Origin of the sequence: Desulfovermiculus halophilus DSM 18834 (genome assembly GCF_000620765.1) — a bacterium.
Lineage (GTDB): Bacteria > Desulfobacterota > Desulfovibrionia > Desulfovibrionales > Desulfothermaceae > Desulfovermiculus > Desulfovermiculus halophilus.
The window spans coordinates 63,301-78,173 of the sequence record NZ_KK211185.1 but is presented as its reverse complement, the minus strand read 5'-3'; the positions used below and the strand labels follow the sequence as shown (position 1 = coordinate 78,173).

Sequence of the window (14,873 nt, the reverse complement as noted above, 5' to 3'; positions counted from 1 at the left end):
CGGACTCCTGACTCCCGACCGCTGACCCCTCACTCCTGCTTTTGCAGGCAGAAATCGATGACGAAACAGATATGCTCCCGCATCATCTCCTGGGCCTTTTCGGAATCGTGCTCCTTGATCCCCTGCAGGATCTGAAAATGCTGCTGTCCCATCTGCTCCAGATTTCCAGCCTCTGAGAGATAGAACCGGCTTTCCTTGATCCCCTGAAAAAGCAGCTCGTAAAAGCTGCGCATCAAGTAGATCTGAGCCGGGTTTTTCGTCGCGTAGGCAACAGTCATGTGAAAGGCCACATCTTCTTCCGAGCCTACTTCCCCTTCACTGACTCTGGACAGCATGTCCTGCACGCACATTTCCAGGGCGTGAACATCTTTGCCTGTAGCTCTCCTGGCAGCCATGGACGCGGCCTGTACTTCCAGCCCCAGCCTGACTTCCAGCAGATCCACCAAAGTGACCTCCTCTCCTTCCAGAACAGTGCGCAGCGGATTCTGATCATATCTGGCTTCCCTGCTGCGGACAAAAGTCCCTTGCCCTTGTCGTTGTTCTATAAGCCCGACATGGATCAGCTTGTCCATGGCCGCCTTGAGCGAAGGACGGCTGACATGAAAGGCTGCTGCCAGCTCCCGCTCCGGTGGGAGCTTTTCTCCAGGCTTGAGCTGTCCGCGATAGATGGAATCGCGGAGTTGCTCAAAGATCTGATCCGAAAGCCGTTTGGGTTTAATCGGCTTGAGCAGCACATCCATTTCCATTTCGTTCCTCTGCTGTTCCGGTTCAGGGCCGCACCCCATGCATGCCCTGCAAATGGCCTAGCCATATTCCCACATGGTTCGAGCAAGCCTGCAATAAGCCTCTTTGGTCCCCTGCAGCATGCCCAGCATAACTGAACTGTCATGGACAGTACCACCAAACACAGCCCACGCCAAGCGTATTTCACCCTGATTCACCGAAATTCTCTCTGCCCAACAAGCCAAGATCCTTGCCTTCTTTCTGTCCTCGCCCAGTACTTTCCATCCAATCAAGCAAAAATCTGCCGACCCCCATTGACAAACAAAATTTAAAAAGTCTATTGGTAAGACCAATAAATGTATACCTGATGTCTAAACACTGTTTTCAGGTGTTTCTCAGCGAAAACAAAGGCTCGAGACGAAACCGCCACGGAGAGTAGGACAATATAGTATTTGGTTTGACCTTTTCAAACAAGGAGAGCCCTTATGTCTGTTGGTTTCCTGGGAATACTGGCTTTTGTTCCCATCCTGGTCGCATTGGTCCTCATGGTCGGATTTCGCTGGCCGGCAACCCGAGCCATGCCTCTGGCCTGGCTGACGGCAGCGATCCTGGCCGCAGCGGTCTGGCAGATGGACATCACCCTCGTGCTGGCCTCCACCCTGCAGGGATTCGCCAGCGCGGTGACCGTCCTGCTCATTGTTTTCGGCGCCCTGCTTATCCTGTACACCCTGTCCGAGAGCGGAGGCATGGAAACAATCAATTACGGTTTCCACGGGATCAGCACGGACAGACGGGTTCAAGCCATTATCATCGCCTTTGTCTTTGCCGCCTTCTTGGAGGGCGCAGCAGGGTTCGGAACTCCGGCCGCCATTGCCGCCCCCCTGCTCCTGAGCCTGGGATTTCCGCCCCTGGCCGCTGTCCTGGTCGCCCTGATTCTCAACTCCGTGCCGGTCACCTTCGGCGCGGTCGGCACCCCCATCTGGTTCGGACTCAAGAATCTGGAAGGCAAAATCAACGAAGCAGTTGTCTCCTCCGCTCACCAGCTCGGTTTTTCCAACATCGACGGCTTCTACATGCTCATCGGCAAATGGGCGGCTGTTTTTCATTCGGTCATGGCCTTTCTCCTGCCCCTGTTCGTGATCTGCTTTTTGACCCGGTTCTTCGGCCAGAACCGATCCTGGAAAGAAGGCCTGGGGGCCTGGAAGTTTTCCCTGGTCGCATCCCTGGTCTTTGTCATTCCCTACGTGGGCTCGGCCTTCCTTTTTGGAGAGGAATTCCCTGCCCTGCTCGGAGGACTGATCGGGACCGGAGCCGTGATCTGGATCGCCCGCAGGAAGCTCTTTCTCCCCGAACAGACCTGGGACTTCGGCCCCCAGTCCCAATGGGACAGCTCCTGGACCGGGGAGATCTCCACAGCCAAAGACATCAACTTCCAGTGCTGCATGAGCCAGTTCCGGGCCTGGCTGCCGTACATTCTGGTCGGCCTCATCCTGGTGTTGACCAGGGTTAAATTCCTTCCTTTCGGGGAGATGGTCAAATCCCTGCAATTCACCATCCCCGACATCCTTGGCCAGGAGGGGGTCACCTATTCCCTGCGGCCACTGTACAATCCGGGAGTCATCCCCTTCATTCTGGTGGCCGTTCTGACCATCCCCCTGCACGGCATGAGCGGAGCCAAGGTGAAAAAGGCCTGGGGAACGGCCTTCAAGCGGATGAAGAATCCGACCATCGCCCTGCTTTTCGCCGTGGCTCTGGTCCAGATATTCAAGAACTCCGCCATGAATCCCTCTGATTATGCCTCAATGCCCCTGGCCATGGCCCAGGCAGTGGCCTCGGTCGCCGGCGCTTCCTGGCCCTTCTTCGCCGCCTTCATCGGGGCCCTGGGCTCCTTTATCACCGGCAGCAACACGGTGTCCGACCTCCTCTTTGCCGACTTTCAGTACGGCATTGCGTCAACCCTGGAACTCCCCCGGCAGATCATCGTCGCTCTGCAGGCGGTTGGCGGAGCCATGGGCAATATGGTCTGCATCCACAACATTGTCGCCGCCTCGGCTACTGTCGGTCTGGTCGGCGTTGAAGGCCTGATCCTGAGGCGAAACGTCCTTCCCCTGATCCTGTACGGGGCTGTGGTCGGAATCATGGGACTGCTCTTTTCCTATGTCTTCTTCCCGACCATTTTTTAAACACTACAACGAAAGATATAAGCCACATGCCGTTTTCATCGTTTCACTATTGCCCGGCCCTAATCGCGGAATACATCGCAACCACGCGGGACGCGTGGCTCATCACGCGAAACGCGTGACAATCCAGTGGAAAGCCTTTGTAGCTTATTGTCAAAATGCCTGGATTCCCGCTTGCGCGAAAATGATGGAAGAACGAAGTTTCGTTGTAGTGTTCAACACCAGACAGAGATTCCTGAAATGCGCCGGCCATCTCCTGGCCATGGCCGGCGCCTATCCATGGAGCATGGAATATGGCATCATCCAGCCTGATCAAAGAGTTCCAGTCCCTTCTGGGGGCGGAGAACGTAATGACCGAGGAGGCCGACCGACAGGTCTATGCCTATGACTCGGCCGTTTTGGACCCCGTGATCCCGGAGCTGGTCGTACGGCCCACAACCAGCGAGGCCCTGGGTCATGCGGTTCGTCTGTGCAACGAGAATCAGCTCCCTCTGACCGTTCGCGGTTCAGGGACAAACTTAAGCGGCGGGACCATCCCCAGCAAGAAAAACGGGGTGGTCGTGGTCACCAACGGGCTGAACAAAATCCTGGAGATCAACACCGAAGATCTCTACGCCCGGGTCCAGCCCGGTGCGATCACCGCCCCTTTTGCCCAGGCCGTGGCCGAAAAGGGGCTTTTTTATCCTCCGGACCCGGGCAGTCAGAGCGTATCCACCCTGGGCGGCAACGTGGCCGAGAACGCTGGCGGGCTGCGGGGTCTGAAGTACGGGGTGACCAAGGACTACGTCATGGGGGTGGATTTCTTCGATGTGAACGGGCAGCTGATCCAATCCGGAGGACGGACCGTGAAATGCGTCACCGGCCTGAATCTGCCAGGGCTGATGGTCGGCTCCGAAGGGACCCTGGGCGTCTTCAACGAGATTACGTTCAAGCTCATCCCTCCGCCCCAGGCCAGTCAGGCCATGATGGCCGTCTTTGATTCCGTGGACAAGGCCTCGGAGGCGGTCTCGGCCATCATCGCCCACAAGATCGTGCCCTGCACCCTGGAGTTTTTGGATCAGTTCACTATCCGGACCGTTGAGGAGTTCCGACATGCAGGCCTGCCCACAGAAGCCAAGGCCTTGCTGCTCATTGAGGTGGACGGTCATCCGGTCCAGGTGGAGGAGGAAGCTGAAAAAGTCCGGGACCTGTGCACCAAACTGGGAGCCACCCAGATTCAAGTCGCCGGCACCCAGGCCGAGAAAGACGCCATATGGCAGGCCCGCCGGGACGCCCTGCCCGCCCTGGCCCGGCTCAAGCCGACCACGGTCCTGGAGGACGCCACAGTACCCCGGAGCAAGATCCCGGCCATGATCCGGGCCATCGGGGATATCGGAACCAAGTATGATCTAACCATCGGCACTTTCGGCCATGCCGGGGACGGCAACCTGCATCCGACCATTCTCACCGACCGGAGGGACAAGGCTGAGTTCGAACGGGTGGATCAGGCCATTGAAGAGATCTTCAACACCGCCCTGGATCTGGGAGGGACCTTGTCCGGGGAGCACGGCATCGGATTGGCCAAACGCCACTTCATGGCCAAGGAGGTCACTGCCGCCACCCTGAATTACTCCCGCAAACTGAAAAAAGCCCTGGATCCGAATGAAATCCTCAATCCGGGCAAGATCATCGGGGGCTGATATGGCCGATATCCACGAACTGGCCAAGAGCCTGCAAAAGCTCGACGATCAGATGGTGACCTGCATGAAGTGCGGGATGTGCCAGGCGGCATGCCCCTTGTATGCTCAGACCGGTCGGGAAACCGACGTCGCCCGGGGCAAGATCGCTCTGGTCGAGAACCTGGCCGGAGAGATCCTGCGCGACCCGCAGGCGGTCAAGGAACGTCTGGACCGCTGTCTGCTCTGCGGGTCCTGTGCAGCAAGCTGCCCCAGCGGGGTCAAGGTCTTGGACATCTTTCTCCAGGCCCGGGCCGTCATCACCGGCTACCTGGGGCTTTCCCCGGCCAAAAGGGCCGTTTTCCGGGGCATGCTGGCCAATCCCACCCTGTTCAATGCGGTTCTGGACCTGGCCCCCAAATTCCAGAAGATGTTCGCCAAGCCGGTCAGCGAGACCCTGGGGACCTCCTGCGCCAGATTCGTGTCCCCCCTGTTGGGGGACCGTCACTTTCTGCCCTTGGCCAAGACCTCCTGGCACAAAAAGATGGGGGAAGTGGACACCCCCAGAGGCCAAAGCGGCCTGAAGATCGCCTTTTATCCCGGCTGCCTGGTGGACAAGGTTTTCCCCAGGGTAGCCGAGGCGGCGTTCTCGGTCCTTGAGCACTTCGGGGTGGGTGTCTATATGCCCTCCAGACAAGTCTGCTGCGGGATTCCCGCCCTGTCCTCCGGAGACCGGAAGACATACGACCGCCTGGTCCGGGACAACCTGGACCTCTTCGCCGGCCGGGAGGTGGACTGCCTGATCACTCCCTGCGCCACCTGCACCGCGACCATCAAAAAGATCTGGCCCTTGATGGCCGAGGACTACCCGGAGCGGGACCGGGAACGAATCCAGGCCCTGGCCGACAAAACCATGGATATCTGCCAGTTCATAGCCGGCTCCTTTGCCCCCGGGCCTGTCCAGAAAGCACAATCCGAAACAGAGACGGTCACCTATCACGACCCCTGTCACCTGAAGAAATCCCTTGGTCTGGCCGCAGAGCCCAGGTCCCTGATTTCCGCAGCTCCTGGATTCGAACTTGTTGAGATGGCCGATGCCGACCGCTGCTGCGGCATGGGGGGGAGCTTCAACCTCCAGCACTATGAGCTGTCCGCAAAGATAGGAGAGGTCAAGCGGCAATCCATCCTGCAGACGAAAGCGGATACGGTGGCCACCTGCTGTCCGGCCTGCATGATGCAGATAACCGACCTCTTGTCCAAGGCTGGCGCCGATATCCGGGTCAAGCACGTTATAGAAATCTACGCCCAGGGCATCCGGGCCGACACGGGCTCTGCCCGGAATCCGGGCCAAGCATAAGGAGCGGACATGGATCCAGAACACCCGTCGTACCTGCAGACCTTCGTGGAAAAGGCTGAAGCCTCCGCCGCTCAGGTGATCCGGGTCCCTGACCTGGAGCAGGCCCTGGACCAGGTGGTTCAGAGCTGCGCAGCCAAGCAAGCCTGCACCCCGCTGGCCACCGGATGCGAGCAGGATCTGTCCGAAGCCGCGGCTGATCTCTGCTCTCTCAAGGACTGGTCCAAGATCATGGCCGCCCCCGGGCTCGCCCCCCGGGATCTGGAGGCACTGACCTCTCGGTGCAAAAAGGAGTCCATCAAGCTTATCCAGACCGGACTCCGCTCCCACCTCGGAGGCATAGATGTGGGCTTGACCTGGGCGGAGTACGGCATTGCCGAGACCGGAACCGCGGTCCTGAACTCCAGTCTGGAGGACGTCCGCCTGGCCGGGATGATCAGCGAGATCCACGCCGTTCTTCTTCCGGCGACAGGGATTGTGCCTGATACTGCGGCATTGAACCAGGCCCTGGCCGCGGATTTCGGCAAACCGCCCAATTACACTTCATTTATTACCGGCCCCAGCCGGACCGCGGACATCGAGCGGGTTTTGACCCTGGGTGTACACGGGCCGCTGGACGTGCACATCTACATTATCGAGGATAATGCATAGGACTCTTCGACAAGCAGTGACCTGCACCTGAGTGCCGGGAGGGGGCAGCCCCCCCCTTGGTGGGGTTTAGAAAATACCGGGCCGAAAGTGGGCACACAGAAGAGATGGCAAACTCCAAAAATCCACAGGCTACGTCGAAGAACCAAAAATAGCCTGTAAAGGATATCTATTATGCAGACAGCCGACACGCTCAAAGAATACCGCAAGGAGCTGAAACAGGCTCTGGATCAGGAGTTTCAACGCCAGGCCCTGGATAACTTCGCTCGGGCCTATCCAACCGGGAGGACCAAGGCCTTTGCCGGCAGGGACGTCTCGGAACTGGTTGCCGATATCGGCCGGCGCAAGGACTGGGCAGTGCAGCATATGGACGAGCTCTTCGCTCAGTTCAAGGCCCAGGCCGAAGCGGCCGGGGTGCACGTTCATCTTGCGGCCACGGACCGGGAGGCCAACGAGATCATCGCCCGCATTGCCCGAAAGTCCAAGTGCACCAACATCGTCAAGTCCAAGTCCATGACTGCGGAGGAGACCCTGCTCAACCATGCCTTGGAAGAAAACGGGCTGACGGTGACCGAGACCGACCTGGGCGAATGGATCATCCAGCTTCGGAACGAGGGTCCCTCGCACATGGTCATGCCGGCCATCCATCTCTCCCGGGACGAGGTCAGCCGCCTGTTCACCGAGGTAACCGGCAGGGAGCAGGGCACGGACATCGAATCCCTGGTCAAGGTGGCCAGGCGGGAGCTCAGACAGCGTTTTGTGGATGCGGACATGGGCATCAGCGGGGCCAACTTCGCTATAGCCGAGAGCGGGACCCTGGGGCTGGTGACCAATGAAGGAAACGGGCGACTGGTGACCACCCTGCCTCGGGTCCATGTCGCCCTGCTGGGCCTGGACAAGCTTCTGCCCAGCCTGGACGACGCCCTGACCATTCTACAGGGGTTGCCCAGAAACGCCACCGGCCAGGCTATCACCTCCTATGTGACCTGGATCACCGGGGCCGTGGAATGCGCCCCCGGACCTGAGGGCCGCAAAGAGATACACGTGGTCTTTCTGGACAACGGGCGCAGAGCCTTGGCCCAGGATCCGATCTTTTCCCAGGCCCTGCGCTGTGTGCGCTGCGGGGCCTGCGCCAATGTCTGCCCCATCTACCGTCTTGTCGGCGGACACCGGTACGGACATATCTATATCGGAGCCATCGGCCTGATCCTGACCTATTTCTTCCACGGCCTGAAGGCGGACGCCAATCTGGTTCAGAACTGCCTGAACTGTCAGGCCTGCAAGGATGTCTGCGTGGCTGGCATCGACCTGCCCCGCCTGATCAAGGAAGTCCAGGTCCTGATTCAGAGCCAGGGCAAAAAGCCCCTGATCAATACCGCCGCCGCCCATGTCCTCACCCATCGCCGGCTGTTCCACACCATGCTCCGGGCCGGAAAGCTGGGTCAGAAGCCGGTCCAGAAAGGGCCCTTTCTCCGCCATTTGCCCCATTTTCTTTTGGCTGAGGAATACGACTTCAAAGCCCTGCCCGCCCTGGCCCCCAAGGCGTTCCGGGACCAGTGGCCCAAGCTGGACACCGCGGTTTCCCATCCCAAATATAAAGTGGGGCTGTTTACCGGTTGCCTGCAGGACTTCGTCTACCCCGAGCAGCTGGTCCAGGCGGTGGAGTTCCTCACCCGCCACGGGGTGGAGGTCAGCTTTGCCCGGGACCAGGGCTGCTGCGGCCTTCCTCTGCTTATGCTCGGGGAGAAAGAGGCCGCCGCTCAGGTCGCCAGGCATAATATACATGCCGTTGATCCCAACGAAGTGGACTTTATTTTGACCTTGTGCGCCTCGTGTGGCTCCCATCTGCAGGAAAACTATCCCCTGCTTCTGGACCAGGAGTCCGGCCTCCGGGTCAAGGCCCGCCAGTTCGGGGATAAGATCATCGACTTCAGCTCCTTTGTGCACACCTATCTGCGGCCTGCAAAGGCCATGTTCCAAAACACCGGGGTCCGCACCGCCTACCATGCTCCCTGCCACCTGTGCCGGGGCATGGGAGTCACCCACGGTCCGCGTGAGCTGCTCCAGCAGGCGGGCCTTGAGTACGTCTCCACTCCGGAGGAAGAGACCTGCTGCGGCCTGGGCGGGACCTACTCCCTCAAGTTCCCCGAGGTGTCCGGGGAGATAGTGAACACCAAGCTGCACAGGCTGGAACAGGAAGGGGTCCGCATCCTGGCCACGGACTGTCCCGGGTGTATCATGCAGCTGCGGGGAACGGCAGCCAGGCGGCAGGGCAAGCTGGAGGTCCTGCACACAGTGGAGGCATTGACCCGCCAAATGCGCTAATACGGCCTGTACATTGACCTTGGTACATTTTGGCATTAGTATGCCGGCCTGAAAATACAAACGGATCCAACGGATCCACCACATCAGTCAGGAGTATGCTATGGGCAAAAAGACGCAAACCATTGATGGGAACACCGCCGCCTCGCATGTCGCCTATGCGTTGAGCGACGTAGCGGCCTTGTATCCCATCACCCCTTCGACCTCCATGGGCGAAGTGGCCGACGAATGGGCCTCTCAAGGCCGCAAGAACATCTTCGGGCAAACGGTGTCCATCCGGGAGTTGCAGTCTGAAGCCGGAGCCGCCGGGGCAGTCCACGGCAGCTTGGCCGCCGGGGCCTTGACCTCCACCTTCACCGCCTCCCAGGGCCTGCTGCTCATGATCCCCAATCTGTACAAGATTGCCGGCGAGCTGCTGCCAGGTGTCTTTCACGTTTCCGCCCGGGCCGTTGCAACCCATGCCTTGTCCATCTTTGGCGACCACTCCGACGTCATGGCTTGCCGCCAGATCGGAACCGCCCTGCTATCCGGCGCCTCGGTCCAGGAAGTCATGGACCTGGCCCTGGTTTCCCACCTAAGCTCCATTCAGGGCAGCCTGCCGTTTATCAATTTCTTTGACGGCTTCCGGACCTCCAGCGAGATCCAGAAGGTGGAACTGATAGATTACGACGCCATGGCCGAGCTGGTCGATTACGAGGCAATTGAAGAGTTCCGCTCCAGGGCCATGAATCCCGAGCATCCCCACCTTAGGGGCACGAATCAGAACCCGGACATCTTCTTTCAGAACCGGGAAGCGGCCAACCTGTTCTACGAACAGCTTCCGGCCATCGTCGAAGACAATATGAAAAAGGTGTCCAAGCTCACCGGCCGCCAGTACAAGCTTTTCGACTATGTGGGCCACCCGGATGCCAGCCGGGTCGTGGTCTCCATGGGTTCCTCCTGCGACACTATTGAGGAAGTGGTCCGCCACTTGAATAAACAGAATGAAAAGGTCGGTCTGATCAAGGTCCGCCTATACCGTCCTTTCGTTCCCGAGGCCTTTCTGCGGGTCCTTCCGGCCTCCGCCGAACGAATCACCGTCCTGGACCGGACCAAGGAACCCGGGGCGCTGGGCGATCCTCTGTATCAGGATATAAGCACCACTTTCATGGAGCGGGAAGAGATCCCCGTGCTCAGTGCCGGCCGCTACGGCCTGGGCTCCAAGGAGTTCACCCCGGCCATGGTCAAGGCAGTCTTCGACAATATGACCTCTGCCGGACCGAAAAAGCACTTCACCGTGGGCATCACCGACGACGTGACCCGCAGCTCCCTGGACGTGGATCCCTCCTTTGCCGACACCACGCCCGAAGGCACTGTCCAGTGCAAGTTCTGGGGTCTGGGCTCAGACGGGACCGTGGGCGCCAACAAAAGCGCGATCAAGATCATCGGGGACAACACAGAGCTCTATGCCCAGGGCTATTTTTCCTACGACGCCAAGAAGTCCGGCGGGTACACCGTCTCCCATCTCCGGTTCGGCAAAGAGCCCATCCAGTCCACCTACCTGGTCAATGCCGCCGACTACGTGGCCTGCCATCAGCCGGCGTACGTCAACCAATACGACGTCCTGGAAGGGATCAAGGACGGCGGGACCTTCGTCCTCAACTCCCCCTGGACCTCGGTCCAGGCCCTGGAGGAGAACCTGCCCGCATCCATGAAACGGTCCATCGCCCAGAAGAACCTCAAGTTCTATACCATCGACGCGGTGAAGATCGCCTCCGATGTCGGCCTGGGCGGACGGATCAACATGATCATGCAGACCGCCTTCTTCAAGCTGGCGGAGGTTTTGCCCTTTGAAACCGCCATGGACCTGCTCAAGGACTCCATCCGCAAGACGTACGGCAAGAAGGGCGACAAAGTGGTCAACATGAACATTTCAGCTGTTGATCAGTCCATAGAAAACATCGTGCCCATCGAGTATCCGTCCTCCTGGGCCGAAGCCACGGACACGCCTCTGGCCCATGCCGACGAACCGGAGTTCGTCCAGAACGTGATGCGGCCCATCCTGTCCCTGAAGGGGGATGAGCTCCCGGTCAGCGCCTTTGAGCCGGACGGGACCCTGCCTGTCGGGACCAGCAAATACGAAAAACGCGGCGTGGCCATCAATGTTCCGGAATGGATCCCGGAAAACTGCATTCAGTGCAATCAGTGCGCCTTTGTCTGCCCCCACGCAGCCATTATCCCGGTCCTGCTCACCGAGGAGGAACGCCAGAACGCTCCAGAGGGCTTTGCAACTATTGAGGGCAAAGGCAAGGACCTCAAGGGCTATCACCTGCGCATCCAGGTCAATCCTCTGGACTGCCAGGGATGCGGAAACTGTGCGGACATCTGTCCGGCCAAGGACAAGGCCCTGGTCATGAAGCCCCTGCACACCCAGACCAAGGAGCAGGTTCCCAACTACGACTTCTCCACCACGGTCAGCTTCAAGGACGACATCATGTCCCGCAACTCGGTCAAGGGCTCGCAGCTCCATCAGCCTCTTCTTGAGTTCTCCGGGGCCTGTGCCGGATGCGGAGAGACTCCGTACGTCAAGCTGTTGACCCAGCTTTTCGGAGAGCGGATGCTCATTGCCAACGCCACTGGCTGCACCTCCATCTGGGGTGGAACGGCTCCCTCCGTACCCTATTGCACGAACAAGGAAGGGCACGGTCCGACCTGGGGCAACTCCCTGTTTGAAGACTCGGCTGAGTTCGGCTACGGCATCCTCCTTGGGGTCACCCAGCGCAGAAACAAGCTGGCCGACCTGGTCCGCCAGGCCGTTGAGACCGATATCCCGCAGGAGCTCAAGGAGGCCATGACCAAGTGGCTGGAGCACAAGGATGAGGCCGAGGGTTCGAAAAAATACGGGGACCTGGTCAAGCAGTTGCTGATCCAGACCCCTCCCACCCCGCTTTTGGATGAGATCTGGGGGCTTGAGGACATGCTGACCAAAAAGTCTGTCTGGTCCTTCGGCGGCGACGGATGGGCCTACGACATCGGCTACGGCGGCGTGGACCACGTCCTGGCCTCCGGCGAGGACATAAACATCCTGGTCCTGGACACCGAGGTCTACTCCAACACCGGCGGCCAGGCCTCCAAGGCCACGCCCATGGGCTCCATCGCCAAGTTTGCCGCCTCAGGCAAGAAGACGATCAAGAAAGACATGGGCCGGATGCTCATGACCTACGGCTACGTCTACGTCGCCTCCGTATCCATGGGGGCCAACAAGCAACAGCTGATGAAGGCCTTTACCGAGGCCGAGGCCTATCCGGGTCCGTCCATCATCTTCTGCTACGCCCCGTGCATCAACCAAGGAATCAAGAAGGGCATGGGCAAGAGTCAGGAGGAAGAAAAGCTGGCGGTTCAGAGCGGCTATTGGCCCTTGTACCGGTACAACCCGCTTCTGTCCCGGGAAGGGAAAAACCCCTTCACCTTGGATTCCAAGGCCCCGGACGGGACCCTGCAGGAGTTCTTGAGCGGAGAAAACCGCTACAACCTCTTGGAGCGGACCTTCCCGGAAGAGTCCAAGGTCCTGCGGGCCCAGATCGAGGTGGATATCAACGAGCGGTACGAGATCCTGCGCCGGATGGCCAACGAAGAGCCGATCCAGGTCTCCTCCCCTTCCCCGGAGAGCTCCGGAGGCGGAGAGGGCCAGGATACGGAGCACTGCCAGATCAAAGACGTCCCGGAGCAGTCCAGGCCTGATTCAGGGGAAGCCTGCGACGACGGACGGGCAAGCTCATAGCGCGCCCAGACGTCTGAGATGAACGAGACTGTCCAAGGGGAAGGCCGCCGGCCTTCCCCTTTTCTTTTTCCAGCTTGAAAAACCAATGACAAAACAGGCATGAGCGGATAGAATGCATCTGCGTCATTCATTCCCGTCTCGCATTTACACCCTGTGTGCTCTGACACAGAGTGCGGGCAGGAAAAAAGGAGGAAAGAATGCCTGGACTGTATATCGGCTCAACGTCTGGATTCGCCGGAAAGAATCTCCTGGCCATGGCCCTGGGCTCCAAGTTTCAAGCTCAGGGATACCGTGTGGGCTATATGAAGCCCATCGGAACCCTGCCCCGGGATATGGAGAACAGGATGGGCGACGAAGATGCCTTTTTCATTCAGGACGCTCTGGGGCTGAGCCAGGACCTGGAGCTGGTTACCCCTGTTCTGGTCACTGAAGAGTTGCGCGAACAGGCATTCAGCCAAGGATGTCCGGACCTGCTGAGCAAGATCGTCTCCGCCTATTCCACCTTGAGCCGGGAAGTGGACATTATGCTCATCTGCGGCTCGGGCAGCTTTCTGCACGCCGGGAAGTACTGCAACGTGGCCGGTCTGGATGTAGCCAAATCCCTGGGGGCCAAGGTTCTACTCATCGACCGCTTTATCAAAGAGTTCTATTACGACTACATCATCAGCGCCAAGGAGCTGGTGGGAACGGACATGATCGGGGCAGTCTTTAACTGCGTTCCCGAGCCCCAGATGAAGGAAGTCCGGGACCAGATAGCCCCCATGCTGGAGCGCAAGGGCATTCCGGTGCTCGGATCCATCCCAGAAGACAACCTGCTCAATGCCATCCGGGTCGGCGATCTGGCCCAGCGCCTGGGGGGCAAGATTATTTCCGTCCCCGGCAAGCAGGACTCCATCGTCGAAAACTTCCTCATCGGGACCATGCAGGTGGAAAATTTCATGCTCCACTTCAAAAAACGGAGAAACTCCGCCGTCCTGGTCGGAGGGGACAGATCCGACCTGCAGCTCGTGGCCCTGGAAGGCAAATGCCCCTGCTTGATCCTGACCGGGAACCTGTATCCCAACGACATCATTCTTTCCAGGTCCGAGGTCCTGGGGGTGCCCCTGATTGTGGTCAAAGACGATACCTACACCGTCGCCAAGCGGATGGAGACGATCCTGGAGAGCAGCAAGCTTCGGGACACGGTCAAGATCAAGCACGGGATCGATCTGGTCAACTCCATCCTCGACTATCACACCATCACCACTGCTTTGGGCATTCGCGATTCCTAGCTGCGTGGCATGCCCCCAGAGGCTTCCAGATACGACTCAACTGCAAAAAGTCGAAGACTAGGGTTAAACGCACAAATTAAAATTTGCAACCATTTGATTTCACTTAAAACTCTCAACTTAAAACTTAACACTGCCTGCAAAAACATATTTTTTGCAGGCGCATCAGATAACACACCCCCCCTGAGAGTACGGGCTTATGGTTCTTTGATGCCGACTGTGAAATTGTAAAGTTTGCCGTATATTTTGTGTGTCCAGGACCCGGGCTTATAATCCCGGGTCCTGTTGTAGAGTACGTCCTTCCAGTTCCAGAAGAAGCCTCTTGCGCCACACACCGCTTCCATAGCCCACCAGCCGGCCGTTGCGTCCGATGACCCGATGACAGGGGATGACAATCGGCACCGGGTTCGTGTTGTTTGCCCCGCCTACTGCCCGGCAGGCCCGGGGATTGCCTATACTGGCGGCTATATCTGCGTAGGAGGCTGTATGTCCGTACGGAATCTCCTGCAAAGCCTGCCAGACCTGAAGCTGAAAGGGCGTGCCCTGAATATCCAGGGGGACGGCGAACTTGGTCCGCTCCCCGCGCAGATACTCCAGAAGCTGTTTTCTGGCCTCCTGCATATACCCCGGGCCCGGGGCATTCCGGGCTGGAGGGGAAGTGGACTGAAATGTTATTTTGCTCAGCCCGTTCCGGGTCCCGGTCAACACGATGCATCCCAGGGGACTGTCCACATGACACATATAGCCGGTCATTTCTCCAAACCTCTCCCGGAGTGACCACCCACCTGATTTCGCCTGACTCCTTGAAACTCTTACCTTTCTAAAAAAAATTGGGCTCCTGGACACAGAAAGTGGAATTGCCTACATAAGAGTTTGCCGTCTCTTCTGTGTGCCGTGAGCGGCAGGCCCGTACATTTTCTTGGTCCCGCCAAAAGGGGGAAACCCGGCACTCACGTGCATGAT

9 protein-coding genes are annotated in these 14,873 nt (G+C 58.8%); 7 read left to right on the top strand and 2 right to left on the bottom strand.

Annotation, left to right across the window (positions count from 1 at the left end; genetic code table 11):
- Nucleotides 1-29: 29 nt before the first annotated feature.
- Nucleotides 30-746 (bottom strand): FadR/GntR family transcriptional regulator, encoded by a 717-nt coding sequence (locus tag N902_RS0114735; RefSeq protein WP_208596343.1) that lies wholly within the window; start codon nucleotides 744-746, stop codon nucleotides 30-32.
- A gap of 462 nt (nucleotides 747-1,208) precedes the next feature.
- Here N902_RS0114735 and N902_RS0114730 point away from each other — a divergent pair, with 462 nt between their 5' ends.
- The 7 genes from N902_RS0114730 (at nucleotide 1,209) to N902_RS0114700 (ending at nucleotide 13,913) form a co-directional block, all read left to right on the top strand.
- Complete coding sequence (locus tag N902_RS0114730; protein ID WP_027371518.1) at nucleotides 1,209-2,906, top strand: L-lactate permease; 1,698 nt, start codon at nucleotides 1,209-1,211, stop codon at nucleotides 2,904-2,906.
- Nucleotides 2,907-3,196: 290 nt separating this feature from the next.
- Complete coding sequence (locus N902_RS0114725; protein WP_027371517.1) at nucleotides 3,197-4,582, top strand: FAD-binding oxidoreductase; 1,386 nt, start codon at nucleotides 3,197-3,199, stop codon at nucleotides 4,580-4,582.
- Nucleotide 4,583: 1 nt separating this feature from the next.
- Entirely contained in the window at nucleotides 4,584-5,915 is a 1,332-nt protein-coding gene (locus N902_RS18225) for a (Fe-S)-binding protein (protein WP_051564643.1), read from the top strand.
- 9 nt (nucleotides 5,916-5,924) lie between these two features.
- The gene (locus tag N902_RS0114715) at nucleotides 5,925-6,563 is read left to right on the top strand and encodes a LutC/YkgG family protein (RefSeq protein ID WP_034623122.1); all 639 of its coding nucleotides are present in this window, start codon (nucleotides 5,925-5,927) and stop codon (nucleotides 6,561-6,563) included.
- A gap of 171 nt (nucleotides 6,564-6,734) precedes the next feature.
- A complete protein-coding gene (gene ldhH, locus N902_RS0114710) occupies nucleotides 6,735-8,885 on the top strand; it encodes an L-lactate dehydrogenase (quinone) large subunit LdhH (protein WP_027371515.1) in 2,151 nt (716 codons plus the stop codon).
- 100 nt (nucleotides 8,886-8,985) lie between these two features.
- On the top strand, nucleotides 8,986-12,642 hold the full coding sequence (gene nifJ / locus N902_RS0114705) for a pyruvate:ferredoxin (flavodoxin) oxidoreductase (protein ID WP_027371514.1): 3,657 nt from the start codon (nucleotides 8,986-8,988) through the stop codon (nucleotides 12,640-12,642).
- 197 nt (nucleotides 12,643-12,839) lie between these two features.
- A complete protein-coding gene (locus N902_RS0114700; RefSeq protein ID WP_027371513.1) occupies nucleotides 12,840-13,913 on the top strand; it encodes a phosphotransacetylase family protein in 1,074 nt (357 codons plus the stop codon).
- Between the two features lie 264 nt (nucleotides 13,914-14,177).
- Here the strand turns inward: N902_RS0114700 and N902_RS0114695 are convergent, their stop codons facing one another.
- Complete coding sequence (locus N902_RS0114695) at nucleotides 14,178-14,663, bottom strand: methylated-DNA--[protein]-cysteine S-methyltransferase (protein ID WP_034623119.1); 486 nt, start codon at nucleotides 14,661-14,663, stop codon at nucleotides 14,178-14,180.
- Nucleotides 14,664-14,873: the final 210 nt, after the last annotated feature.